Source organism: Ruegeria sp. CDSA236, assembly GCF_059611285.1.
The window spans coordinates 47,005-73,029 of sequence record NZ_JBXWPG010000014.1 but is presented as its reverse complement, the minus strand read 5'-3'; the positions used below and the strand labels follow the sequence as shown (position 1 = coordinate 73,029).

General features: G+C 56.9%; 24 protein-coding genes. 13 read left to right on the top strand and 11 right to left on the bottom strand.

Features of this window, described 5'->3' with window-relative positions; translation table 11 throughout:
• The first annotated feature begins 76 nt into the window (after positions 1–76).
• The 8 genes from AC2FLB_RS18460 to AC2FLB_RS18425 all read left to right on the top strand — a co-directional run bounded on the left by AC2FLB_RS18460 (position 77) and on the right by AC2FLB_RS18425 (position 11,070).
• Entirely contained in the window at positions 77–1,312 is a 1,236-nt protein-coding gene (locus AC2FLB_RS18460) for a lytic murein transglycosylase (RefSeq protein ID WP_496709819.1), read from the top strand.
• A gap of 401 nt (positions 1,313–1,713) precedes the next feature.
• Positions 1,714–3,342 (top strand): peptide ABC transporter substrate-binding protein, encoded by a 1,629-nt coding sequence (locus tag AC2FLB_RS18455; RefSeq protein WP_496676879.1) that lies wholly within the window; start codon positions 1,714–1,716, stop codon positions 3,340–3,342.
• 65 nt (positions 3,343–3,407) lie between these two features.
• Entirely contained in the window at positions 3,408–4,331 is a 924-nt protein-coding gene (gene oppB / locus AC2FLB_RS18450; protein WP_142639832.1) for an oligopeptide ABC transporter permease OppB, read from the top strand.
• A 10-nt stretch (positions 4,332–4,341) separates the two neighbouring features.
• Positions 4,342–5,271, top strand: a complete 930-nt coding sequence (locus tag AC2FLB_RS18445) for an ABC transporter permease subunit (RefSeq protein WP_142639834.1) — start codon at positions 4,342–4,344, stop codon at positions 5,269–5,271.
• A gap of 1 nt (position 5,272) precedes the next feature.
• Positions 5,273–7,078 (top strand): ABC transporter ATP-binding protein, encoded by a 1,806-nt coding sequence (locus AC2FLB_RS18440; protein WP_496709818.1) that lies wholly within the window; start codon positions 5,273–5,275, stop codon positions 7,076–7,078.
• Between the two features lie 311 nt (positions 7,079–7,389).
• Entirely contained in the window at positions 7,390–8,283 is an 894-nt protein-coding gene (galU, locus tag AC2FLB_RS18435; protein WP_281995135.1) for a UTP--glucose-1-phosphate uridylyltransferase GalU, read from the top strand.
• Positions 8,284–8,349: 66 nt separating this feature from the next.
• Positions 8,350–9,786 carry a mannose-1-phosphate guanylyltransferase/mannose-6-phosphate isomerase gene (locus tag AC2FLB_RS18430; RefSeq protein ID WP_142639840.1) on the top strand — a complete coding sequence of 479 codons (1,437 nt, stop codon included), beginning with the start codon at positions 8,350–8,352 and terminating at the stop codon, positions 9,784–9,786.
• A gap of 207 nt (positions 9,787–9,993) precedes the next feature.
• Positions 9,994–11,070: a DUF2793 domain-containing protein gene (locus AC2FLB_RS18425; protein ID WP_496709817.1), complete on the top strand. Its 1,077-nt coding sequence runs from the start codon at positions 9,994–9,996 to the stop codon at positions 11,068–11,070.
• A gap of 32 nt (positions 11,071–11,102) precedes the next feature.
• On the opposite strand, the gene fcl is transcribed toward AC2FLB_RS18425, so the two are convergent.
• Together fcl and gmd are read right to left on the bottom strand one after the other, a co-directional pair.
• A complete protein-coding gene (gene fcl / locus AC2FLB_RS18420) occupies positions 11,103–12,080 on the bottom strand; it encodes a GDP-L-fucose synthase (protein WP_496709816.1) in 978 nt (325 codons plus the stop codon).
• Between the two features lie 10 nt (positions 12,081–12,090).
• The gene (gmd, locus tag AC2FLB_RS18415; protein ID WP_142639846.1) at positions 12,091–13,215 is read right to left on the bottom strand and encodes a GDP-mannose 4,6-dehydratase; all 1,125 of its coding nucleotides are present in this window, start codon (positions 13,213–13,215) and stop codon (positions 12,091–12,093) included.
• 160 nt (positions 13,216–13,375) lie between these two features.
• Here gmd and AC2FLB_RS18410 point away from each other — a divergent pair, with 160 nt between their 5' ends.
• A complete protein-coding gene (locus AC2FLB_RS18410; protein ID WP_142639848.1) occupies positions 13,376–14,680 on the top strand; it encodes a UDP-glucose dehydrogenase family protein in 1,305 nt (434 codons plus the stop codon).
• 59 nt (positions 14,681–14,739) lie between these two features.
• On the opposite strand, the gene AC2FLB_RS18405 is transcribed toward AC2FLB_RS18410, so the two are convergent.
• The 4 genes from AC2FLB_RS18405 to AC2FLB_RS18390 form a co-directional block, all read right to left on the bottom strand.
• The gene (locus AC2FLB_RS18405) at positions 14,740–16,023 is read right to left on the bottom strand and encodes a TRAP transporter large permease (protein ID WP_416383921.1); all 1,284 of its coding nucleotides are present in this window, start codon (positions 16,021–16,023) and stop codon (positions 14,740–14,742) included.
• A 61-nt stretch (positions 16,024–16,084) separates the two neighbouring features.
• Positions 16,085–16,621, bottom strand: a complete 537-nt coding sequence (locus tag AC2FLB_RS18400; RefSeq protein WP_271949035.1) for a TRAP transporter small permease — start codon at positions 16,619–16,621, stop codon at positions 16,085–16,087.
• Positions 16,622–16,713: 92 nt separating this feature from the next.
• Positions 16,714–17,766 carry a TRAP transporter substrate-binding protein gene (locus AC2FLB_RS18395; RefSeq protein WP_496709815.1) on the bottom strand — a complete coding sequence of 351 codons (1,053 nt, stop codon included), beginning with the start codon at positions 17,764–17,766 and terminating at the stop codon, positions 16,714–16,716.
• A 23-nt stretch (positions 17,767–17,789) separates the two neighbouring features.
• Positions 17,790–18,863, bottom strand: coding sequence for a pyridoxal-phosphate dependent enzyme (locus tag AC2FLB_RS18390; protein WP_496709814.1), 1,074 nt, complete (start codon positions 18,861–18,863; stop codon positions 17,790–17,792).
• 101 nt (positions 18,864–18,964) lie between these two features.
• Here AC2FLB_RS18390 and AC2FLB_RS18385 point away from each other — a divergent pair, with 101 nt between their 5' ends.
• From AC2FLB_RS18385 to AC2FLB_RS18370, 4 genes are all read left to right on the top strand, one after another.
• Positions 18,965–19,429 (top strand): Lrp/AsnC family transcriptional regulator, encoded by a 465-nt coding sequence (locus AC2FLB_RS18385; protein ID WP_271949042.1) that lies wholly within the window; start codon positions 18,965–18,967, stop codon positions 19,427–19,429.
• Positions 19,430–19,534: 105 nt separating this feature from the next.
• Positions 19,535–20,689 carry an amidohydrolase gene (locus AC2FLB_RS18380; protein WP_496709813.1) on the top strand — a complete coding sequence of 385 codons (1,155 nt, stop codon included), beginning with the start codon at positions 19,535–19,537 and terminating at the stop codon, positions 20,687–20,689.
• Positions 20,686–21,849 (top strand): M24 family metallopeptidase, encoded by a 1,164-nt coding sequence (locus AC2FLB_RS18375; protein WP_496702170.1) that lies wholly within the window; start codon positions 20,686–20,688, stop codon positions 21,847–21,849. Before AC2FLB_RS18380 ends, AC2FLB_RS18375 begins: the two co-directional genes overlap by 4 nt.
• Positions 21,850–21,857: 8 nt before the next feature.
• Positions 21,858–22,598: a maleate cis-trans isomerase family protein gene (locus AC2FLB_RS18370; RefSeq protein ID WP_496709812.1), complete on the top strand. Its 741-nt coding sequence runs from the start codon at positions 21,858–21,860 to the stop codon at positions 22,596–22,598.
• Between the two features lie 33 nt (positions 22,599–22,631).
• Here AC2FLB_RS18370 and AC2FLB_RS18365 read toward each other — a convergent pair whose 3' ends face one another.
• From AC2FLB_RS18365 to paaB, 5 genes are read right to left on the bottom strand one after another with little or no spacing between them, the layout of a single operon-like run.
• The gene (locus tag AC2FLB_RS18365; RefSeq protein ID WP_271949049.1) at positions 22,632–23,393 is read right to left on the bottom strand and encodes a Phenylacetic acid catabolic protein; all 762 of its coding nucleotides are present in this window, start codon (positions 23,391–23,393) and stop codon (positions 22,632–22,634) included.
• A gap of 13 nt (positions 23,394–23,406) precedes the next feature.
• Positions 23,407–24,480 carry a 2Fe-2S iron-sulfur cluster-binding protein gene (locus tag AC2FLB_RS18360; protein WP_496691535.1) on the bottom strand — a complete coding sequence of 358 codons (1,074 nt, stop codon included), beginning with the start codon at positions 24,478–24,480 and terminating at the stop codon, positions 23,407–23,409.
• A gap of 13 nt (positions 24,481–24,493) precedes the next feature.
• On the bottom strand, positions 24,494–24,955 hold the full coding sequence (gene paaD, locus AC2FLB_RS18355) for a 1,2-phenylacetyl-CoA epoxidase subunit PaaD (RefSeq protein WP_142639942.1): 462 nt from the start codon (positions 24,953–24,955) through the stop codon (positions 24,494–24,496).
• A gap of 5 nt (positions 24,956–24,960) precedes the next feature.
• Positions 24,961–25,719 (bottom strand): 1,2-phenylacetyl-CoA epoxidase subunit PaaC, encoded by a 759-nt coding sequence (gene paaC, locus AC2FLB_RS18350; RefSeq protein ID WP_496709811.1) that lies wholly within the window; start codon positions 25,717–25,719, stop codon positions 24,961–24,963.
• Positions 25,719–26,003, bottom strand: a complete 285-nt coding sequence (gene paaB, locus AC2FLB_RS18345) for a 1,2-phenylacetyl-CoA epoxidase subunit PaaB (protein ID WP_142639870.1) — start codon at positions 26,001–26,003, stop codon at positions 25,719–25,721. The genes paaC and paaB overlap by 1 nt, the downstream gene beginning before the upstream one ends.
• Positions 26,004–26,025 lie beyond the last annotated feature (22 nt).

The window sequence follows — 26,025 nt, the reverse complement described above, 5'->3', positions numbered from 1 at the left end:
CCACCCCGATCACAGCGGCAGAAACGCCATTCTGGTAGGTTGACTTAAAGCAGATCGCAGGTGAGATCATAGGATAATGCGTTGGTTAATCCTTACTCTTGGACTTTGCTACCTGTCGACAAGTGCGACAGCACAGGATCGTGCGGCGATCGAGGCTCAGTTTCAGTCATGGCTGAAACACACGGTCTGGGCGCGGGCGAAATCCGAGGGTGTTTCAAAACGCACGATGAACAGGGCTTTCAACGGCGTCACGCTGAACTGGAAACTGCCAGACCTGGTTCCTCCAGGTACGGCAACAACAGTTCCCAAGGAACAAAAGCAGGCCGAGTTCGGATCACCCGGGCGCTATTTCAACGCTGGTTCGGTTCAGGGGGCCACCTCTGTCGGACGCAAGATGGCCCGGCGCTATAACACGACACTGAAACAGGTAGAATCCGATACCGGTGTACCAGCGCGCGTCATTCTGGCGATCTGGGGCCGCGAAAGCGGATATGGGCAGGTGGCTATCCGGCATAATGCGTTTCAGGTTCTGGGCACCAAAGGTTTCATGAGCACCCGCTCAGAATATTTCACGTCAGAGCTTATCGCCGCGCTCAAGATTGCCGATGCTGGCCACATACCGCCGGATCAAATGAAAAGCAGTTGGGCCGGTGCGCTTGGGCAACCGCAGTTCATGCCATCGAACTACCTGACTTATGCGGCCGATGGAAATGGCGACGGGCGCGCGGATATCTGGACCTCGGCCGAGGATACGATCTCATCCATAGGCAATTACCTCGACCAACATGGCTGGGTCGCGGGCCGCGATTGGGGGTTCGAAGTCATTGTCCCGCCATCGGTTTCCTGCACCCTTGAAGGGCCGGATCAGGGCCGTCCTATTCGCGACTGGGTCGGGATGGGGATCACGCGGGTGTCTGGCAAGCCGTTCCCCAAGCAGGAAATGCCCGGACAGGGGTTTTTGATGATGCCCGCCGGGCGTTATGGCCCGACCTTCATTGTCACGCCGAATTTCTATGTTCTGAAGGAATACAACAAAAGCGATCTCTATGCGCTGTTTGTTGGCCATGTTGGGGATAGGATAGAATATGGCGTCCAGGATTTCCGCGGCCGGTGGGACAAAGTCGGCGGTCTTTACCGATCGGATATAGCAGCCATGCAGCGCGCATTGGAACAGATGGGCCATGACGTCGGCGGCGCTGACGGCCTGCCGGGCTTTCGAACACGCCGCTCTATCGGGCGCTGGCAAGAGGCCACTAATCAGTCCGCCACATGCTTTCCTCAGACCCATATGGTCCGGGCACTGACCCAATAGCGATTCGCGCCAATTTTTGGAAAGCCGCAAAAGCGGACCTTGCGTCAACGCTCAACCGCTCAATCAAGAGCTTCACAAAAATGTCAAGAAACCATCGCGTATCATTATAATATTTCCGTTCTCCCGTGGAATTTTTTAGATTTCGGCCGCACCTGGCCATTTTGCACGCAAAGGCTTTAACCTTTTTTGAAATAGTGCCACGTTCTGCATCAGTGAAAGGCGACTTTCGCAACTACGTTTCCGACAGCAAACCGAAAGACTGCGACGCGGTGTTCATTGCGATCTGAAAAAGCAAAATTCGAACAAGTCCCGGTCTATCTGAGTCGGACAATCATGGTGGTCAGCGACCATCCTGAACGGATGTGCGTACCTTGCCACCACACAAATGGGAGTAGAAAGATATGAACAAATACATTCGGACATCTCTGGCGGGGCTACTGACCTCGACCATGATCACCGGCGCTGCATTTGCCGCCGGCACCCATCCCGAAACCGGCGAGGCGCTGGCGGATGATCAAACCTTCACCTATCGCGTTCTGGATGAGCACAGTTCGGTTGACCCGCAGGTTGTTGAAGACGTTACCGGTGCGGAAATTGTCCGCGACCTGTTCGAAGGCCTGATGAACCAGGACGAAGACGGCAATTTGGTGCCCGGCGTCGCAACCGGCTATACCACAAACGATACCAAGGACGTTTACACATTTACACTGCGTGATAACGCCAAATGGTCCAATGGTGATCCGGTCACGGCAGGCGATTTCGTCTTTGCATGGAAACGTGCCGTCGATCCCGCTCTGTCCTCGCCTTATGCGTGGTTCATGGAACTGATGTCGATCGAAAATGCGGCCGAAATCATTGCCGGTGAGAAGCCGGTGGACGAACTGGGCGTAACCGCCATCGACGACCACACACTTGAGGTCAAGCTGAGCGCAGCACTGCCTTATTTCGCGCAAATGACCACCCATTCCACCACCTTCCCTGCCCCGCAGAAGGTGATCGAAGAGTTTGGCGACGCCTGGACTAAGCCGGAAAACATCGTCTCGAACGGCGCCTATGTTCTGACCGAACACCTGCCACAGGAACGCTCGGTCCGTGAGCGCAACGAGATGTATTGGGATAACGACAATACGATTGTCGAAAAAGTCGTGGCCCTTGTCATCAACGACGAAAACGTAGCCCTGACCCGTTACCTCGCAGGCGAGCTGGACCGAACCGAAGTACCTGCTGGTCAGTTCCCGCGCCTACAGAAAGAGCACCCCGAAGAGGCCATCAGCTTCCCGCGCCTGTGCAACTATTACTATACATTCAACCTGTCTGACAGCGGACCGGAAGAATTCAAGAACCCAAATGTACGTCAAGCCCTGTCTCTTGCAGTTGACCGCGACATCATCACCAAGAACGTCAAAGCCGGTGGTGAGCCGCCCGCATATACGTTCGCACCCGAAGCAACCGCCGGGTTCACCGTCCCTGAAGTCGAAATGGCTTCGATGACGCAAGCCGAGCGTGACGAGCTGGCCAAGGAGCTGCTGGCCGAGGCCGGATTTGGCCCCGACAACCCGCTGAGCTTTGACATGGTCTACAACACATCAGAGGCCCATAAGAAAGTCGCAGTGGCACTGAGCCAGATGTGGAAACAGAAACTGGGCGTACAGGTCGAGTTGGCCAATATGGAATGGAAAGTGTTCCTGGAAGAGCGCGGCAACCAGAACTTCGATCTGGCCCGTGGCGCCTGGTGTGGCGACTATAACGAAGCCTCGACCTTCCTGGACCTGTTGCAATCGGATTCCGGCTATAACGACGGCAAGTACAACAACTCCAAGGTTGACGATTTGCTGACCCAGGCCAAGACAGCAGATGACGCAGCACCACTGTATACCGAGGTTGAGCGGATCATTGCACAAGAGACTCCGGTTATCCCGATCTATCACTATGCTGGCGTCTACATGATGGACAGCGATGTCGGCAACTGGCCGGTCAAGAACGTAGAGCAGAACTGGTACTCCAAGAACCTCTACAAGATCGCCGAATAACCTTCCTTAGACCACGCTTTGCCCCGAGGATCACCCCGGGGCAAAGCCAATAATGGGGGCATGAAATGCTTGCCTATATCATCCGGCGATTGCTGATCGCCGTTCCAACGATCCTGTTGCTGATCGTTGCCTGTTTCTTTCTGATGCACTACGCGCCCGGCGGGCCGTTTACCTCGGAACGGCCATTGCCGCCGCAGGTACTGGCCAATATCGAGGCGCGCTATGGTCTGGACCAGCCGCTGTGGAAACAGCTTTGGGACTATCTGTACAACATTGTCGTGCATTTCGATTTCGGCCCGTCCTTCAAGTTCAAGGACCGGGACGTCAATGATATCATTTCGCAAGGCTTCCCGATCTCGCTGACTTACGGGTCATTGTCATTCCTGCTGGCGAGTGTCGTAGGTATTGGCCTTGGGATCGCCGCAGCCATCCGACACAACAGCTGGATCGACTATTTTGCCGTAGGTCTGGGTATCGCTGCGCAGGCTCTGCCGAACTTCATCATGGGCCCGATCCTGATCCTGACCTTCACTTTGTGGCTGGGATGGTTGCCGGGTGGTGGCTGGAACGGCGGTCAGTGGCAATATCTGATAATGCCGGTCATCGCATTGGCCACGTCCTATATGGGGTCGATCGCGCGGATTACCCGTTCGTCGATGCTGGAAGTTCTGAACTCGAACTTCATCCGCACGGCCCGGGCCAAGGGTTTGCCTACCAGGACCGTAATCTGGCGCCATGCGTTGAAGCCCACGCTGCTGCCGGTGGTGTCCTATCTGGGGCCGGTCTTTGTCTATGTCCTGACCGGATCGGTTTTCGTCGACATCTATTTCTCGACCGGTGGTCTGGGGCAGGCCTATGTCGGCTCGGCCCTGTCGCGCGATTATGCAGTGCTGCTGGGGGTCACCATCCTGTACGGCACGCTGACAGTGATCGTGAACCTGCTGACCGACCTGGCTTATGCCTGGTTCGATCCGAAAATCCGGTACTGAGGGGCACAAAATGCTAGGAAAATCACAAAAAGCCGCCCATCTGGCCGAGGATATCACCGATTTCACGGCCGTTCAGGGGCGTTCCCTCTGGCAGGATGCGCGGATGCGGTTTGTCCGCAACAAAGCCGCAATGGCGAGTGTATTCATCTTGCTGATGATCGTTCTGTTCACAATCTTCGGCCCATATTTCGCCGTTTGGAGCAATGAGGAAATCGACTGGAACGTTATGGGTGACATCCGTGGCATGGGAATGCCGTCGATCGAGACTGGGCACTTCTTTGGCGTCGACGATCTGGGGCGCGACCTTTACAGCCGGGTCATTCAGGCCACAACAACATCGTTGTTGGTGGGGCTTGTCGGGGCGGCCACCGCGTTGATTGTTGGCACCTGCTATGGCATCGCCGCCGGGTATATTGGCGGGCGCCTTGACGGCGCGATGATGCGGTTCGTCGATATCCTTCTGGCCATTCCGACAACTCTGATCATCATTCTGTTGCTTGTAGTGGCCGGTCGGTCGTTCTTTACCCTGTTCATCGCATTGGGCGCGGTTGGTTGGCTGACCATGTCACGGATCGTCAGAGGGCAGACTCTGGCCCTGAAAAACCGCGAATTCATCGAGGCCGCGCGTGCCGCCGGTGTCAGCGAATTCACCATCATGTATCGCCATATCCTGCCCAACCTGCTGGGCGTGGTAATCGTCTATGCTTCGCTTCTGGTGCCCGAGATGATCCTGACCGAAAGCTTTATCTCGTTCCTCGGACTTGGCATCTCGGAGCCCTATACCTCGCTAGGCCGTCTGATCGCTGAAGGGGCAGGCACAATGGGGTACGGAACCCTCTGGCAGCTGATGTTCCCTCTGACATTCTATGTCGCCATTATCATCACGATGTTCTTCATCGGCGATGGGCTGCGTGACGCTCTGGACCCGAAGGATCGCTGATATGAGCCTGTTCTCTGTTAAGGACCTAAGCGTCCAGTTCGACACCCCCGATGGTGTGGTCGAGGCCGTCAAAGGCATCAGCTTTGACATTAATCCGGGCGAATGCCTTGGTATTGTGGGCGAAAGCGGGTCCGGTAAAAGCCAGACTTTCATGGCCGCGATGGGGCTGTTGCCTTCAGCGGGTCGTGCAATCGGTTCGGCCACGCTGAACGGCAAGGAAATCCTGAATCTGCCGATCAACAAGCTGAACCAGATCCGCGGCGATGACGTCGGCATGATCTTTCAGGATCCGCTGACCGCCCTGACCCCGCATCTGCGGGTCGGGCAGCAAATGCGTGAGGTTCTGCAGGTTCACGAAGGGTTGCAGGGTTCGGCCGCTCGGGCGCGCTGTCTGGAGTGGTTGGACCGGGTCCGCATCCCAGAGGCAAACCGTCGTCTGGATCAATACCCGCACGAATTGTCGGGGGGCATGCGCCAACGTGTCATGATCGCCATGTCGATGTTGTGCAGCCCAAAGCTGCTGATCGCCGATGAACCGACCACGGCGCTGGATGTGACGGTCCAGGCCGACATTCTGGACTTGATGGTGCACCTGCAAAAAGACGAAGGCACTGCCATTGCGCTGATCACGCATGACATGGGCGTGGTGGCACGGATGTGTGACCGCATTCAGGTCATGCGTCTTGGTCAGTTTGTTGAGGCCGGGGACACACGCGAGATCTTCCGCGCGCCGCAGCATGAATACACCCGCACCCTGCTTGAAGCGATGCCGCGCATTGATGCCGGTGACGCGCCAAAAGCTCTGGAAGAAACCGATGAACCTCTGCTGCGGGTCGATGACGTCAAAGTGCATTTCCCGATCCATGTCTCGGGCGGGCTGTTCGGGCGCAAAGTGCCGCTGAAGGCCGTGGACGGCGTCAGCTTTGACATCCGTAAGGGCGAGACGCTGGGCGTTGTGGGTGAATCCGGCTGTGGCAAATCCACACTGGCACGGGCGGTTCTGCAGCTGATCGAACCCAGCGGTGGCAATGTCAGCTGGTTGGGCCATCCGATAGTCGGGCTAAAGCGGGCCGAGCTGAACAAGTACCGCAAGGACCTGCAGATTGTGTTCCAGGATCCGCTGGCCAGCCTCGATCCGCGAATGACCATCTCGGCCTCTATCGCCGAACCGCTGAAAACCTATCGCCCGGATCTGACAGAGCGTGAGCGCAAGAAAATGGTCGGCGAAATGATGGAGCGGGTCGGCCTGCAGGCCAACATGATCAACCGCTATCCGCACGAGCTGTCCGGTGGGCAGAACCAGCGGGTCGGGATCGCGCGGGCGATGATCAACAAGCCCAAGCTGATCATTTGTGACGAGGCGGTCTCGGCTCTGGACGTGTCGATCCAGGCCCAGATCGTAGAGCTTTTGAAAGAGCTGCAGCAGGAATTCGGGCTGTCGATGATTTTCATCAGCCACGACCTGTCCGTGGTACGGACAGTGTCAAACCGGATCATGGTACTGTATCTGGGGCGCATCGTCGAATTGGGAGATGGAGAGGTGATCTGTTCGCAGCCTCTGCACCCCTATACCAAATCGCTGATCTCGGCGGTCCCGATCCCCGATCCGGATGTGGAACGGCAACGCCAGCGCCTCAAATTACCGGGCGAGCTGCCTTCGCCGATGGACCCGAAAGCGGCGCTCAGGTTCTTGCCCAGCCGGCTATCGGCCGGTCAGAACGATTATGTTCCACAGCTCAACGAGGTCGCACCAAACCATTTCGTGGCCGAGCATGACCCGCTTGAGACAATACTGGCGAACACATAAATCCCCTGTCCCCGAGGCCGCATGAACAGCCTCGGGGACAGGTTCGGCTTTGCACGACTTCATGACGATTCTTGGCGTATTCTTGCCAATGAATGGACGAAGGGCCGGATTGTACAACAAAACACCGGTAAATGACGGGTTTCAAAGGCATCAAACGGCGGTTCGTTTTGACTTCCCCTACCCCCGGTGGCACCTTCCTGTCAGATTTTAGACTGCGGCCGCGATGTCATTGATTGTTCTGACTGCGCAGCCTAATAGGAAACCCCGGCCTGCCCTACGCGGTCGGGCAAGAATTGAATTTGAGAGGTAACATGGTACGCAAGGTCACCAAGGCGATTTTCCCCGTTGCGGGATTGGGCACGCGTTTTCTCCCAGCGACAAAATCCGTCCCCAAAGAGATCATGACACTGGTTGACCGTCCTTTGGTTCAATACGCAATCGACGAAGCCCGTGCCGCAGGTATTACCGAATTCATCTTTGTAACTTCGCGTGGCAAATCTGCGCTGGAAGATTACTTTGATCACAACCTCGTTCTGGAACAGGAGCTCAAGGCCAAGGGCAAGGATGACCTGCTTGAAGCGCTGAATGCAACGAATATGGAAAGCGGTGCCATCGCCTATATCCGCCAGCACAAGGCGCTTGGTCTGGGCCACGCAGTCTGGTGTGCCCGCCGTCTGATCGGCGACGAGCCATTTGCAGTAATGTTGCCTGATGACGTCATTGCTGCTGATAAACCCTGTCTGCAGCAGATGGTCGAAGCCTATGAGGAAACCGGCGGCAATATGGTCGCAACGATGGAAGTGCCAAACGAAAAAACCAGTTCCTATGGCGTTCTCGATGTAGGCGAAAACGTCGGCTCAGTGGTTCGCGCCAGAGGAATGGTTGAAAAGCCCAAGCCGGAAGAAGCCCCCTCGAACCTAGCCGTTATCGGTCGGTATATTCTGGGGCCGTCAGTGCTGTACAATCTCAACCAAAAGAAAACGGGCAGTGGCGGTGAGATTCAGCTGACCGATGCTATCGCAGAAGACATCTGTAACGGTGTGCCCGTGTTTGGCTATAAATTCGACGGCCAGCGATTTGATTGCGGCTCGAAAGCCGGGTTCCTCCAGGCAACTGTTGCCTTTGCGCTGGCCCGTAGCGATCTGCGTGATGACCTGAGCCAATATCTGAACGAGATAGTCGCCGCCGGGAAGGCCGCTCAATAGCGCCCGCAACCTTCAGCATGTCGTTTCTAAAGTGACAAAGTCCAAGAACCTTCGAGGCAAGCCGCAATGACCACCATCCATCCCATCATACTCTGCGGAGGGTCCGGCACCCGACTGTGGCCCCTGTCGCGCAAAAGTTACCCCAAGCAGTTCGTCCCTCTGATCGGTGATTCAAGCCTGCTTCAGGATTGTGCTGAACGAATGCAGGGACCCAAGGACGCGCCTTATGCCAAGCCGCTGATCCTTACCAATGATGCATTCCGTTTTGTGGTTCCGGAACAACTGGGCGCGATTGGCATAGATCCGGGCCCCATTCTGATCGAACCCGAAGGGCGCAACACAGCACCAGCGGTTCTGGCCGCCGCGTTGTATCTGGCCGCCAGCAACCCGGATGCGATCATGCTTGTCGCCCCATCGGACCATGTCATCCCGGACAAAGCTGCTTTTCATCAGGCAGTTACCGAAGGCGCGCGCGCGATTTCGGATCGTGGGGATCTCGTCACTTTCGGGATCACTCCGGACCGGCCGGAAACCGGCTATGGATATCTCAAGCTCAGCCATGCCCCAGATACGGGCAACACCGCCATTGCGCTGGACCGTTTTGTCGAAAAGCCTGATCTGCAGAATGCCCAAGCCATGATCGCCGATGGCAGCTATCTTTGGAATTCGGGGATATTTCTGTTCGCGGTCAAAGACATAATTGCTGCATTCAAAGAACATGCGTCCGCACTGCTGGACCCGGTCGGCAAGGCCGTCCGTGAGGCAAAGGCCGACCTCGGGTTTCTGCGCCTCGATCCCCAAGCCTGGGGCACGGTCGAGGATATCTCGATCGACTACGCGGTCATGGAGAAAGCCCGCAATCTGAGCGTTGTTCCTTACGCCTCTGGCTGGTCGGATGTCGGCAGCTGGTCGGCAGTTCAAGAGCTGAGCAATCCAGACGCCGATGGCGTTGCCACCACGGGCCAGGTTACCACCATTGACTGCCGGAACGTATTGGTGCGTTCAGAAACCCCCACGCAAGAAGTTGTTGCGATGGGTCTGGAAAACATGATTGCGGTCGCCATGCCCGATGCGGTTTTGGTGGCCAGCATGGACAAGGCTCAGGACGTCAAACAGGCGGTTGCGGCCCTGAAGGCCAAAGGCGCCAAACAAGCGGAATCGCTGCCGGTCGATCATCGCCCTTGGGGCTGGTTCGAAAGCCTGGTCATCGGGGATCGGTTCCAGGTCAAACGCATACACGTTCACCCCGGCGCCTCACTAAGCCTGCAATCTCATCACCACCGGTCTGAACACTGGATCGTTGTACAGGGCACGGCAAAAGTTACGATCGACGAAGATGTGCGCCTGATCTCTGAAAACCAGTCTGTCTACATCCCGCTCGGTGCCGTTCATCGGATGGAGAATCCGGGCAAGGTGCCGATGGTTCTGATCGAGGTCCAGACCGGGTCTTATCTGGGTGAGGACGACATCATCCGGTACGAGGATGTGTACGCCCGCAGCTAACCTTTCACGGTGATTGGTAAACTTAAGGGCAGCTTCGGCTGTCCTTTTTCGTTGAATCCAGACCTTTGGCTACGCCCCATGGAATCCTCCAAACGTTAGGAAATGATTATTCGAACGTTCGGTAAGATCAGAACGGATTCATCCTGGGCACGGCAATGTAGCGCGCAATGCAATAGTCGGACCGACAGCTACAGGAGGACGCCACCCGTGTCACAAAACTCACCCAGATTGGATTTACCTTTCCTGCAACCTTCGCAGGCCCAGAAACACGTCACCCATAACGAGGCGCTGCGTGCTCTGGACCTGATTGTCCAGCTGAGCGTAGCGTCGACAAACGCCTCGGTCCCGCCTGCGGTGCCGGAACAGGGCGAGATTCACGCGCTTGGCGCCAACCCTACCGGGGATTGGGCCGCGCAACCGGGCGCCCTTGCGGCCTGGTTGGATGACGCATGGCATTTTGTGACCCCGGGAATCGGCTGGCGGGCCTGGGATGAACAGGCCAACCGGTTTAAGATCTGGGACGGCGCAGACTGGTCCGAACCTCAGGTCGCGACCCAGAACCTGGACGGGTTGGGCATCGCAACCGGGTATGACAGCACCAATCGGCTATCGGTCCGGTCGCCTGCGACGTTGCTCAGCCATGACGGGGCGGGGCACCAGTTGAAGATCAACAAGGCAGCGGCCGTGGATACCGCCTCGCTTTTGTTCCAGTCAAACTGGGTCGGTCATGCGGAGATGGGATTGTCCGGCAACACCGGTTTTTCCATCAAAGTCTCGGCTGATGGCGGATCCTGGACCGAGGCGCTGAGCTTTGACCCAGCCACCGGAACAGCCTCAGGCTCTGCCATTCAAAACGATGCCGAAGACATCACCGCAGGTCGCCTGATGCGGGCCGACTATGGCTACTGCCCCGGAAACCTGCTGGGCTCTGTGTCAGAAACCGCCGGGGTGCCAACCGGCGCGGTCGTCGAACGCGGATCAACCGCCAATGGCGAATACGTCCGGTTTGCGGATGGTACACAAATCTGCACGGGCGTTCTGACGGCCACCGATTGCGTGAACGCCGAAGGATCGCTGTATTCCAGCGCCGAGACCACCTGGAGCTTTCCCGCAGCCTTTGCGTCCGGAACCTCACCCTCGGTCGGTGGCAGTGGCGGCGCGACAAGCCGGTTTATAGGTTTGGGCGCGGCCACTGAAACACAAGTGCCCTTTAAGGTTCTATCGGCATCCTCGGACACAAGCAGCCTGTCCCCAACGGTAATCGCAACCGGTCGCTGGTTCTGAGCTTTAGACCGTCCAGAGCTATTCCCGGGCGGTCATTTGGCGCGCAAATCGGTGTCTGCCTGCTCCAGAAACCACGCATAGGTCTCGCGGATACCATCTTCGAGTCCGACGCGTGCGCGCCACCCCATATCGGCCAGTCGGGACACATCCATCAACTTGCGCAGTGTCCCGTCAGGCTTGCTGACATCCTGGGTGATCTTACCCGTGAATCCGGTTGTCCTGGCCACCAGGGCCGCCAGCTCAGCGATTGAGATATCTTCGCCGCATCCCACATTGATATGGCTCAGCATCGGCTGGGTATTCGCGTCGTAGATATCGCGCGGTAAGTCGAGCACAAACAAGGACGCCTCGGCCATATCATCGACATGCAAAAACTCGCGCCGCGGTTTTCCTGTGCCCCAGATCACCACTTCTTCCAGCCCGTCGCGCTGTGCCTCGTGGAATCTGCGGATCAGGGCCGGCAGGACATGGCTGTTTTCGGGGTGAAAATTGTCTCCGGGTCCGTAAAGATTGGTTGGCATAACCGACCGGTAATCGACGCCATGTTGGCGATTATAGCTTTCACACAGCTTGATCCCGGCGATTTTCGCAACCGCATAGGGTTCGTTGGTGGGTTCCAGCACGCCGGTCAGCAAAGCGTCTTCACGCATGGGCTGAGGCACAGCCCGTGGGTAAATGCACGAGCTGCCCAGCTGTAGCAAATGCTTTACCCCCGCTGCAAAAGCCTGATGAATCACGTTGCATTCAATCATCAGGTTTTCGTAAATGAAATCTGCGGGGTACGTGTTATTTGCGTGAATCCCACCGACCTTGGCCGCGGCTAGGATCACCATATCCGGACGCTCAGTCTGCATAAAATCACGCACGGCGGATTGGTCGGTCAGATCCAGTTCGGAATGCCTGCGCGTGATCAACTCCAGCGCTTCGCCTTCGTCCTTGCGGTTTTGCAAACGACGCAGGATTGCGCCGCCAACCATACCACGATGCCCGGCAACATAGATCTTACGCATGAGGGCCTCCTCAGCCGTTTTCCAGGCTCATTGGCAGCTCAAACCCGTGCTCTTTCAAAAGCGCGTGACGTTTGGCCGTCTTCAGGTCTTCGGTCACCATCTCAGCGCACATTTCCTGCACGGTCAGTTCTGGTACCCAACCCAGTTTGTTCTTGGCGTTTGAGGGATCGCCCAGAAGGGTCTCGACCTCGGCCGGGCGAAAATATTGCGGGTCTATCCGCATCACGACGTCACCGGGTTTCAATCCCGGGGCTTTGTCCCCCTCGATCGAGACGACAGTCGCGGTTTCGTCAACGCCTGACCCGGTGAATTCCAGTGAAACGCCAAGCTCGGCTGCCGACCATTCAATGAACTGTCGTACCGAATACTGAACCCCGGTCGCAATCACGAAATCCTCAGGATTGTCCTGCTGCAGCATCAGCCACTGCATCCGCACATAGTCCTTCGCGTGGCCCCAATCCCGCAGACTGTCGATATTGCCCATGTACAGGCAACTTTCCAATCCTTGCGCAATATTTGCCAAACCGCGTGTGATCTTGCGGGTAACAAAAGTTTCGCCCCGGCGCGGGCTTTCGTGGTTAAACAGGATCCCGTTACAGGCATACATGCCATAGGCCTCACGGTAATTGACCGTGATCCAGTAAGAATAAAGTTTGGCAACCGCATAAGGTGACCGTGGGTGGAACGGGGTGGTTTCGCGTTGCGGGGTCTCTTGCACCAGACCGTAGAGTTCCGAGGTCGAGGCCTGATAGAAGCGTGTCTTTTTCTCGAGCCCGAGAAAACGTATCGCTTCCAGCAAACGCAAAGTACCAATGGCATCTACATCCGCAGTGTATTCCGGGGATTCAAAACTGACGGCCACATGGGACTGTGCGCCTAGGTTATAGACCTCGTCCGGCTGCACTTCGCGAATGATTCGCGTCAGGTTAGACGTATCGCTCAGATCTCCATAGTGCAGGTGCAGTTTGGGATTGGGAACGTGTGGATCCTGATAGATGTGATCGATGCGTTGCGTGTTGAATGAGGACGCCCTACGCTTAATGCCGTGAACTTCATAACCTTTTTCCAACAAAAACTCGGCCAGATACGATCCGTCTTGTCCGGTAATCCCGGTGATTAATGCCGTTTTTGTCATAGTTCCGCCCTACGAAAACAAATGTGTATGATTGCCGACCCAAAAACAGCAAGAATCCCCGGAATGCAACCCAAGCACGCTGACAGGCATTGAAACCGGCGGAACTTTCTTCGAATGTGTGCGCGCCAAAGGCGGTATTTGTTAAGAAGGGTATTTTAGTATGCGTATTGCGATGATCGGAACCGGCTATGTAGGTTTGGTGTCCGGGGTATGTTTTTCCGATTTCGGCCATGATGTCATTTGCGTCGACAAGGCCGAACAGAAAATTGAGATGCTGCAGGCTGGCGAAGTCCCGATATATGAGCCCGGGCTTGACGTCCTGATGGCCAAAAACGTAGCCGCTGGTCGGCTCAGCTTTTCCACGGACCTGGCCGCAGCAGTGGATGGTGCGGATGCTGTTTTTATTGCCGTGGGCACGCCCACACGTCGCGGGGACGGTCACGCCGATCTGACTTATGTGATGGCCGCCGCAGAAGAAATTGCGCATGCGATTACGGGCTACACTGTGGTGGTAACCAAATCGACCGTTCCAGTTGGCACCAATCGCAAGGTGCATCAGGTCATTTCTGCCGCCAACCCGAAGGCCGAATTCGACGTCGCCTCGAACCCTGAATTCCTGCGCGAAGGGGCCGCCATTGATGATTTCATGCGCCCGGATCGTGTGGTTGTCGGCGTTGAATCAGACCGCGCCGCCGATGTCATGGCGGAAATATACCGCCCGCTTTACCTGCGGGACTTCCCGATCCTGACCACCGATCTGGAAAGCGCAGAGATGATCAAATACGCCGCTAACGCGTTTCTTGCGACCAAGATCACCTTTATAAATGAGATCGCAGGCCTGTGCGAACGTGTTGGCGGCGACGTGAAAGAGGTCGCCCGAGGCATCGGTCTGGATGGACGCATTGGCAATAAATTCCTACATGCAGGTCCGGGATATGGCGGATCGTGCTTTCCAAAAGACACCGCCGCTCTGGCCCGGATCGGTCAGGAACATGCCCACCCGATGCAGATCACCGAAACCGTCATCCGGGTGAATGACGAGGTCAAGAAACGGATGATCCAGAAAATCCGAGATGTCTGCGACGACAGTTTCAATGGAAAAACGATCGCTGTTCTGGGCGTGACCTTCAAACCCAATACCGACGATATGCGTGATGCGCCCTCGTTAACTATCGTGCCTGCACTGATCGGTGGTGGGGCAACGGTGCGGGTTGTCGACCCTCAGGGGCGTTCCGAAGGTGAGGCCCTGCTGCCCGGCGTCGAATGGTGCGAAGACCCCTATGCTGCTGCTGCTGATGCGGATGTCGTTGTGCTGTTGACCGAATGGAACGAGTTCCGTGCGCTCAATCTGAGCGAACTAGCTGGCACGATGAAATCCCCCCGAATGGTCGATCTGCGCAATATCTATTCCGAACCCGCCGTCAAGAAATCCGGCTTCGATAGTTACGTCGGTATTGGGCGCTGATCTTCGGATCAAGTTTGGATGGCCGATTCAAAACAACCGGCCATCCGTCATTCATTTTGTCAAAACGCCGCCAGATCCCTGAGGAACAGCGCGATACCCGGGAAGTAGATCAGCATAGCCGTCATCAGCGCCAGGATCGCGAAGAACGGCAAAGTGCCCCGGATCACCTCAAGATAAGGTCTGTTGAAAATCGCGATTGCGGTGAAGATATCGCAGCCAAACGGCGGTGTTGCTGATCCGATGGCCATCTGCAGCGTCACCATAACCCCGACAAGAACCGGATCAATCCCCGAGGCATCCACGATCGGAACGAAGATTGGCGTAAGGATGACAAGCACGACCAGCGAGTCGACGAACATACATCCCACGAAGAAGCACAGCGCGATGATGAACAGGATGTATTCCTGCGACGCGCCTTCCAGGTTCAGCGGCTCTAACAAGCCCTGTGGGATCTGTTCGAAGGAAATATACCAGGAGAACGCCTGACCGATCCCGACAAGGATGAACACAACCGCCGTAATCAATCCTGTGCTGAGAGCGGAATCCAAAACGTCGTTGAGTTTCAGTTCCCGATAAATCACGCATTCGACGATCAGCGCATAAAGCACCGAAAACGAGGCTGCTTCGGTCGGGGTCACTGCGCCGGTGTAGATACCGCCGACGATCAGGACCGGGAAACCAAGCGGCAGTATGGCCTTGCGAAACGCTGCGCGCCGCTCGGCCCCGGATTTCTTTGGCACCCGCGCGATCAGATCGCCCTGCAGGACGCTGTAGAAATAGCAATAGACCGAAAACATCAGCGCCAGAACAACGCCCGGACCAATTCCTGCAATGAACAGCTCGCCCACGCTGGTATTGGCCAGCGTGCCATATAGGATCATCCCGATGCTTGGAGGGATAAGGAAGGCGATGTCGCTGGCATTGATGATCAACGCCATGACAAAACTGTCCTTGTAACCGGCCTTCAGCAGCTTTGGCCGCATGATCTGACCAATCGAAACCACGGTAGCCTGAGTCGAACCCGAAACCGAGCCGAACAATGTGCAACTGATGCAGGCCGTGATCGGCAATCCGGCCCGGCGGTGACCGACAAAGGCTTCGATCAGCCCCAGCAGATTGTTGGCCGTATGACCTCTCGCCATGATATCGGCGGCGAATATGAACATCGGCACAGCGATCAGCGCGTTTGGCGAAATGCCGGTGACCATCTGCTGGATGATGACGCCAGTATCGCTTTGCGAGAAATGAACAAGGCCAATCAGCGTGGCAACCGCTAGCGGAACAACCATCGGGTAGCTGAGGAACAGCAGAACCACCATCGCCACGACCAGAGCAAAGGTGATTACATAGATATCCAGCTCACCAGCTATGACATCGCCAAAGAAATCAAGGAATCCGGGCATCTCAGACTCCTACATCCACTGCGTCATTGTCCTCGACCTCGTACGAGTGCCAGATGCCGACATGAGTGACATTCATGATGAATGCGATCAGATATTGCAGGCTGGCCATAAACAGGCCGACCGGGATCACCGAGTAGATGATATAGACCGGAAACTGCAGCGCCGGGCTCAGACGGTTCAGCTCTTTGATCTCAAGCACGTAGAACACGGACTTATAGGCCAAAAAGGCCAGCAGCATGCTGGTCGTGATCGAAATCAGCGTCAGGATCACTTTCTTGGACCGGCGGGACAGCGTGTCATAAACCGCCGTCATCCGAATGTTCCGACCTTTCCGAACCGCATAGGCAAATCCAAAAAAGGTCACGCTGACAATCAGAAACTGGTTCAGCTCTTCCGAGAAGAACAGGCTTTTGCCAAAGGCGTAGCGGCCAATGGCGTTAGCGGTCGAATTCACCATCATCAACAATATGGCCAGAATGATAACGAATTTCTCGATGAACTCGGTGCCCCTACTCAGGGCGACCAATGCGCTTTTCATGATTTTCCCTCCCTCGGCCCGCCAGTCAGCGTTCCGTAAATGAAAGACGCGACGCCTGAATGAGACGCCGCGCCTTTCAGTGATGTCAGCTCTTATTGCGACGCATCGCTCACCTCGTTAAGCAGGCCGTCGAGGATCTTCTGGGCTTGCGCGCGGGCCGCAGGTTTCTCGGCGTCGTCATAGGCGTTTTCGACCACATCGAAGAATGTTTCATGCAATGTGGCGCTTTGGGCTTCAAAGACAGCGCGCTCGTCCTCGGTCAGGACAATGACCTGCAGATCGGGGCGCTCGGCCTTGATCTTGTCCATGTTTTCCAGATTGATCTTGATCTGATAATCATGCGCAGCCTGCTCGCCCTCGGCGATGGCGTTCTTGACCATCTCTTGCTGATCCGCGGGCAGACCGTTGAACCATTCACTGTTGGTGGAAACGGTGCCGACGTAAGGAAGCTGGCCCGGGAAGATCAGGTAATCCTGAACCTCATGCCACTTGGCGTTGTAGATGAAATAGATCGGGTTCACCATGCCATCGACGGTCTTCAACTGCAGCGCGCCATAGACCTCGCCCCAGGACAAAGGAGTCGGGTTGGCGCCAAACGCCTTGAATGTTTCCACCGGAATGGTCGAGGTGAAGGTACGGATCTTTTGACCTTCGAAATCAGCGGGGCTGCGGATCGCCTTGTTGGCACCCCAGGCCATGTCGCCTTCCGAGATCATAGTGAGCAGCTTTAGGTTCACCTTCTCGAATTTCTCGCTGAGGTCTTCATAGATGGTCGGGCTGGTGGTCAGAACTTCGCGGATCACGTCGATATCACCGCCCAGAACATAGGGAAGATCAAGAACCTGCGCCTCGGGCACATAAGACCCCAGGTGACCGGTGCCCACCGATACGAACTGGACCGTACCCTTAGATGTCAGCTCGACAATATCGTTCTCGGTACCCAACTGACCGTAGTAGTAGATACGCACTTTGATGTCGCCATTGGACTGCTCTTTGACACTTTCGGCGAAGGCCTGTGCAAAGATATCCTGTACGTCGCCTTTGTCCTCTTCCGAGGCGAATTTCCAGGTGTCCGCAAAGGCAGCAGTCGACAGACCTGCCGCGAAAACCGCCGAGGTAATCAGCTTGCTAAAGATGGATGTCATTCTGTTAGTCCTTTCTTGCCCGCTCATGCGAGCCCTTCTGAGATGATGACAAGAGGACGTATTTCCTGCGTCCTCGCCTGTTGGTTGGTTCTCTTGCACAGGGCGCCGTAACCGGCCGCGCCTGACGGCGTGGTCGCGATTCCAAGTGCTGTGACAGCTTCTGCGGCTGCCTGGCCTTCTTCTTCGGAAAGGGTTTCGTAGCTCACGCCGCAGCGCTCGAGCACATCCCAGGCCACGATCGACGGTGCCTTGCAGTCAAGCCGACCCATATTCGAATCCGGCCCATCGCTGCGGGTGGCCCGTCCGGCCAAGTGACTGGCCCGCAAACAGGACGCAGCGCCGGGTTCGACAACGATCAGTTCAGGTTGTTCCGCCCAGTTCAGACGGATCATATGCGACATTGCAGCGGCCAACCCACCGACACCGGCCTGCAGATAGACATGCGTAGGCCACTGCCCCGAGGCCTCGAACCGCGCGCGCAACTCTTCGGCGATGACGCAATAGCCCTCCATCACCAGTTTCGGAATCTCGGTGTAACCAGGCCAGGTTCCGTCGGCCAAAAGCGTGGCACCGGTGGTTTTGGCGTCAGCAATAGCGGCGGCGACGCTTTCGTCATAAACATCGCCCGAACGGACAACCTCGGCACCGAAGGTTCTAAGACGGTCGCCGAACCCTTGCGGTACGGTCTGCGCCAGATGAATTCGCGCCTTTGCACCCATCGCCCGCGCCCCCGCCGCAACGCCCATTCCGTGGTTGCCTGCACTTGCGCAGACGAATGTGTGGCTAGATGCGAATTCTCGAAAATCGGCATCCTTCATCCGCGTGAAGGAGAGCGTTTCACCTGTATTCTCGTGCCATGCATCCTCGAGAAGGCGTGCAACCGCATAGGGTGCCCCCAAAGCTTTGAAGGCGCCAAGCCCCATACGCTCTGTCTCGTTCTTGGCCAGAATGCTCTGACCATCCGGCCCCGTGATTTCAATCAGCGGCGATACAGCATAGGTCTCTTGCCCCTGAAAAAACTCCTGCGCACGGACGAAATCCGGGGCGAAGCTTAGGTCGTCGGTCGCTATCATGTATTTTTCATCCGCTTTTTCCATGTGCAGAGATTGTGCATGACCGACCTATTTCTATTTATCGTATTTGACCCTAATCTCGATAATATGTTTCAAACCTGCCTCTTCCATCGCGAGGATTTTTCATGAACCAACAACTTGATGATGCAGACACGATAATCCTCAGAACCCTGCAAAGGGATTGTCGAATCGGGCTGGAACAGCTGGCGCAAGAATGCAGTCTTTCAGTTCCCTCGGTGCAGCGGCGGCTCAAGCGGTTGCGAGATTCCGGGCTGATCCTGAAAGAGGTCGCGGTGCTCAACCCGTCGCGCTTTGACTATAAGATGACCTTCATCGTTCTGGTCGAACTTGACCGGGAATCGCTTCAGCAACTCGATCTGTTCCGAAAACGCGCCAGGAACGAGCCGCAAGTTCAGCAATGCTATTATGTGACCGGTGATGCCGACTTTGTTCTTATCTGCGTCGCGCAGGACATGGAGGATTTCGAGGACCTGACCCATCGCTTGTTTTTCGATAACTCGAATGTCCGCAGATTTCGCACATCCGTCGCGATGGACCGTACAAAGATTGGTCTGGAACTTCCGATCTGAACTTGGCGCTTTTGTGCAATTTTTTCTGCTTTAGGGTCGGAAATTTGATGCGAAACACGCAGCCCTATCCTGTAGAACCGATGCAACTCACACGCGGATGAAGAAATGAGCTATTTAGAGAACCGTATGATCGCGCTTCGGCGGGATTTGCACAGGCACCCGGAACTGGGCTTTCAAGAGGCGCGGACCAAGTCGGTTGTCGCTGAACGGCTGCGCGCCCTTGGGATCGAAGTGCACGAAGGCGCAGGCGTTGTCGGTGTGCTTCGATCCGGCGGTGGCAACAAAGCCATTGGCCTGCGTGCTGACATGGATGCGCTTCCAATCACCGAAACCTCGTCCCATGACTATGTCTCGACCTCACCCGGTGTGATGCATGCTTGTGGCCACGATGGACATACAACCATGCTGCTTGGGGCGGCAGAGCGTCTGGCGAAAGAACCTACCTTTGATGGTACGGTTGTTTTTCTATTCCAGCCAAACGAAGAGCACGGCCTGGGCGCGCGCGCGATGATCGACGACGGTGTGCTAGAGCAATTTCCGGTCGAAGAAATCTATGCAATCCACAATTTGCCAGGGGCTCCAGCCGGTCAGATTTCGACCCGCGCCGGTATTATCTGTAACAGTGAAACCCTGTTCGAGATCACGGTTAAAGGCCAGGGCGGTCATGCCTCGATGCCACAAACCGGCGTTGATGCAATTACCGTAGGGTCCGAGATTGTGGTGGCATTGCAGACCGTGGTGGCTCGAAAGCTTGCGCCCGCCTCTGGCGCGGTAGTGTCCGTGACCGAATTCCTGACGGACGGCCAGCGAAACGTCTTGCCGGGCAACGCCACTCTCAAAGGAGATTTCCGCGCCAGATCGCCCGAGGACCGCAACGCCATCGAAGGTTTCATGCGCCAGATCACCGAAGGGATTGCGGCAGCACATGGCATTCAAGCATCGGTCAGCTTTGATACGCAGTTCGTCGAGACCATCAACGCCGCCACCCCGGCCCTTGCGGTATATCGCGCAGCCGAAGCCGCCGGTTGTGACCTGATCAAAGATCGGGCACCGATGAGTTTTTCTGAGGATTTCGCCCAGTTTTCGGCCGCCGTGCCAGGATGTTTCCTGTTGCTGGGCAATGGCGAGACCGGGCCACATGGCCAACCGCTCCATGCTTCTGACTATGATTTCAATGATGAACTGCTGCCGATCGGAGCTGAATTCTGGGCCCGATTGGTTCAGGACCGGTTGCCCCTGCGAAAGGATCAAAAGTCATGAACGCCCCACGACGCGGTTTTGACCAACAAGAATTCGCAACGCGTACCGCAGCGGCGCAGACAAAGATGGCCGAAACCGGTATGGCGGGCATATTGCTGACAACTGAACCGGATGTGCGCTATTTCAGCGGGTTCCACACGCTGTTTTGGCAAAGCCCGACCCGCCCATGGTTCCTGTTCATCCCGGCAACCGGCAAGCCCATCGCAATCATCCCTGAGATCGGCGCAGACCTTATGCGGCGAACCTGGGTCACAGATATCCGCACCTGGGGCGCACCTGCACCAAAGGATGACGGTATCGGGCTGTTGACCGATCTGCTGGCGCCGCTTGCCAGCCGCGGCGAGACTGTCGGCCTGATGAAGGGCCACGAAACCCATTTACGGATGCCCCTTGGCGATTATGAGCGGCTGATCGCGGGCCTGAACGGACTAAAGATCACTGACGCGACCGAGATCGTTCGGGGCTTGCGAATGGTGAAATCCGAGGCCGAGATCGAAAAGCTCTCTTATATCTGCTCAATCGGGTCACAGACGTTTGAGCAGGTGCCTGACTTCGCTCGCGAAGGGCAGCCGCTTGAGGATGTTTTCCGCTCCTTTCGGCGCGAGGGGTTGGCGCAGGGGGCCGATGACGTCCCGTATTTGGTCGGCGGTGCGGATACGGGTGGCTATCACGACGTCATCTCGCCCCCGTCGCGCCGCCCGCTGGCGCGCGGCGATGTGCTGATGCTCGACACGGGGGCCAACTGGGACGGGTATTTTTGCGACTTCGATCGGAATTGGGCCATTGGCCGCGCCGATGACGCCTCACGCCGTGCATATGATGTTCTTTGGCGCGCGACTGAGGCCGGGATCGCCGCAGCTCGCCCCGGAGCGACTTGCCGAGAATTGTATCAAGCGATGCAGAAGGTGATCGCTGAGCTCGACGATCAGGGTGGTGACGTCGGCAGGCTGGGTCATGGGCTTGGCATGCAGCTGACCGAATGGCCCTCGCACACCAGTTGGGATACAACTGAGATCACCGAAAATATGGTACTGACCCTTGAACCATCGCTTGGCTATGGCGACGGTCGGGTCATGGTGCACGAAGAGAACATCGTCATACGTGCAAGTGGGGCAGAGCTTTTGACCAAACGCGCCGCGCCCGAACTACCAATCATCTGAGGCCAATCATGAAGCTTGATTTCGAAACAGACGAAGGCATTGGCACCCGCGCCAATCTAGGTGTGATTGTTCTTGAGACTGACGAGACGTTAGAGAACGAATTCTCTCGGATCATGCGCCTAGCTGGTGTCGCGCTCTATCACAGCCGGATTCCGATGGTGCCCGAAATCCGACCCGACACACTGGCGCGGATGGAACAGGACCTGCCTGCGACGGCACGGCTTTTGCCACCATCGCTCAGCTTTGATGCAATCGGATTTGGCTGTACCTCGGCCTCGACCGTGATCGGGTCCGAGAATGTGGCCAAGGTGATAAAGACGGTCTGCCCGGATGCACGTGTGACAGATCCGTTGGCGGCAATCATCGCTGCCGGTCAGCATTTAGGAGCCCGACGATTGGGCTTCGTCACCCCCTATATTCCCGAAGTTTCCGCTGGGATGCGCACAAAGCTGGAACAGGCCGGTTTCGAAATCGCAGGTTTCGGGTCGTTCGAGGAAGGAAATGATCGCGTTGTTGCGCGGATCACAGAAGGGTCGATCCTTGACGCTATTGAAAAGGTCGCGGCTCAAGCGCCCTGCGATGCTGTTATTGTCTCTTGCACGAACCTGCGATGCCTTGACGTCATTGTTCGGGCAGAAGAAAAGATCGGGATTCCAGTCATTTCCAGCAATCAGGCGCTTGCCTGGCATATGCTTCGATTGGCCGGCATTGAGGACCTCAACCCTCAGTTCGGACGGCTCTTTGGATAGAGCGAGAAGGGTGTCCGCCTAGGGCGCTTTCGTTCAAGCAGGCGATTTGAGGCCAAGCGTTGCCAGAGTTGCAGCCATTGTCTGGCCCCAACGGTCCTGCAATGCGCTGTTTGTGTTGCGACGCAGGCCCATTGATTTCAACAGCTCGAACCGTTTCGGGTCATCGCCGCCGAAGGACACCGCAACCCGAGGCCACCAGTAAGTGACCGAGTTCTGCATGTCGTCCGCCGCACCGTTCTCGATCAGTTTGACCGCCCCTTCCAACGCCAGCTCGCCATGATGCGCCTCGACCGGGGCGATGGATCGGAAGGCTTCGGCCAGAGGCTGATACGAGATGGTGGAATACTCGGCCAGTTGTTCGGCCACCGCGCGGCTCATCAGCAGATTCATGACCACAGCGTCTGTCCAGCCGGACAGCGGATAGTTGAACACCGCCAGACGCATGTCATGCTCGGACCGGGTGGCCCCGATATCCGCATCCCGCGACAAGCGCATGGTCCAAGGATGGTGATTGGCATAGCGTTCGGTATCTGCGCCAAATTCGCCCATGATGCTGAGAACACAATTTGCGTGATCTGACTTTTCCAGCACGATCTTTGCGGCGGCGATCCGTTCTTTGATCCCCGGCCCCTGATTGATGATGTCGGCAAACCCGGCAGCCCCGGCCAGTTCACTGTCGACAAATGTCGCCATCAGCTTCATCAGCTCGGCCCGATAGCGAGGCGGCACATTCGATGGGTTGGTCAGAACACCGCCTGCGGCCAGATAGCTGTCGAGTGTCATTGAATCGGACATATCTGCCCCCTTTCTACCGGTCGTAATCCACGACCACGCGGTCTGTTACCGGATAGGCCTGGCAGCTTAGCACATAGCCTTTTTCCACTTCGTAGTCTTCCAGCGCGTGATTGGCGAGCATCTCGACCTCGCCCTCAAGCACCTTGCAGCGGCAGGTCGAACAGACCCCCGCCTTGCAGGCAAACGGGGCATCCATAGCGTTTGCCAGGGCGGCCTCAAGAATGGACTGGTCCTTGGGTATGGTCACGGTCTGGGTGGATCCGTCCAGCGTGATCGACGCGCTGCTTTGGTTGCCTTGCGTGGCTGCGTCCGCCGAGACCGGCTTGGCCCTGGCCCGCCCGGGCTGGGCGCTGGCGAACAGCTCGAACTTGATCTGGCCGTCATCCAGACCGTGCTCGCGCAGCGCCGCAGCAATGCCCAGCATCATCGGTTCCGGGCCGCAGATGAACGCCGTGTCAACATGGTCGATATCGACCCAATGTTTGAACAGCTGCGCGCATTTTTCCTGGGTCACCAGACCTGTGAACAGCTCGATCTCTTGAGAGTCTGTCTCAAGAATGTGGATCACGTTGAGGCGGCCCATATAGAGGTTCTTGAGGTCTTCGAGATCCTCGCGGAACATGATCGTGTTGATACCCTTGTTGGCATAGATCAGGGTAAAGCGCGATTGCGGTTCCCGCGCGAGGGTCGTCTTGAGGATCGACAGCACCGGAGTAATCCCCGAGCCCCCTGCAAAGCCCAGATATTGCTTTTGCGCAGCCGCATCCATCGGCGTATGAAAGCTGCCCATCGGCGGCATGGCCTCGACAACATCGCCGATATTCAGTTCAGTATTCGCCCAGCCGGAAAAAGCGCCGCCCTCAACCCGTTTGATGCCAACCTGCAGCACGCCTTCGTCCTTGCCCGCGCAGATCGAGTAGGACCGGCGCAGCTCTTCTCCGTCAAAGTTGCGGCGGAATGTCAGGTACTGACCGGCGGTGAAATCGAACTGATCCGCAGCGCCGTTTACAGGTTCCAGTGTCACCACCACCGCATCGCGAATGGTTTTGTGGATATCTGTGACTTTCAGGTCGTGGAAACGTGCCATCCGGTGGTCCTCCTCAGATGCACTTGAAATAGTCAAATGGTTCCAGGCAGTCGGTGCATCGCCAATGCGCCTTGCAAGGGGTCGAACCGAACTGGCTGACCTTCTCGACCGCTTTGCTGCCGCAGCGTGGACAGCGATCCGGGCCGCCCGCCGGTTGTGGTGGGGCAATGCCATAGTCTTCCAGCCGTGCCCGGCCCTTTTCGCTGAGCCAGTCGGTGGTCCAGGCCGGGGCGATGCTGGTTTCAATCTGCACGTCACTGATCCCGCGATCGTGCAAGGCGGTTTCGATATCCAGGCTGATAATGGATGTTGCCGGACAGCCGGAATACGTTGGAGTGACCGTCACCTTCAACGTCTCGTCCTGCCACTGCACGTCGCGCACAATGCCAAGATCGACCACTGAAATCACCGGAATTTCAGGGTCAGGAACAGCATCCAGCCATTCCCAGATTTGTTTGGTCGATGCCCGATCCATCGGCGTTACCAGCTTGCTTCGGGATAGGCGCGTTGCAGCCACTGCATCTGTGTCAACAGATGACCCAGATGTTCCGTATGCATCCGCCCGTCACGCCCACCTTTATGGGCAAACGCGCCTTCCGGGATCGTCAAGGTCGCCTCGGACAGGATCCGCTGCACCAAAGTGTCAAACTCCGCGCGCAGATCCGCGGGGTTCGGCGCAATGCCCGCCGCGACCATCTCGGCGTCAACTTCGTCGCTGGTGAACATCTCACCGACATACGGCCACAGGTAGTCCAGAGCCGACTGCATCCGGGCGTGGCTTTCCGCTGTTCCGTCCCCCAGACCAACCACCGTGTCGCCCGAGCGTTCCATGTGATATGCCACCTCTTTGCTGGTTTTCGCGGCAATGGCCGCGACACGGTCATCCGTAGAGTTGAGCAAGCGTCCCAGCATGATGGAATGCCATGCATCGAACAGGAACTGTCGCATCAATGTGCGACCGAAATCCCCGTTGGGAACCTCAACCAACAGCACGTTCCGGAAATCCCAGGCGTCGCGCAGAAAGGCCAGATCGTCGGCAGTTTTGCCGCCTTGGATCTCGCCCGCCAGACCCAACCACATCTGGGTTTGCCCGATCAGGTCTAGGGCCGTGTTGGCCAGCGCGATATCCTCTTCCAGCACCGGCGCATGGCCGCACCATTCACTGACGCGATGGCCAAGGATCAGATCGTTGTCGCCCATCCGCAGAAGGAATTGCACAAATGCCGCGTCCCGGTCCATCACATGGCCCCCACTTCATCGGGGATGTCGAAAAAGGTCGGGTGACGATAGACCTTGCTTTCGCTGGGCTCGTATAATGGGCCCTTGTCGCTGGGCGAGGAGGCCGAGATATTATTCGCCTCGACCACCCAGATCGACACACCTTCATTGCGGCGGGTATAGACATCGCGCGCGTTCTTGATGGCCATCTCCGCGTCAGGGGCATGCAACGAGCCGACGTGACGGTGGCTCATACCATGCTGACCGCGGATAAAGACTTCCCACAGGGGCCATTCGTTTTTCATCGGGTTTCCTCCTCAGGGTCGA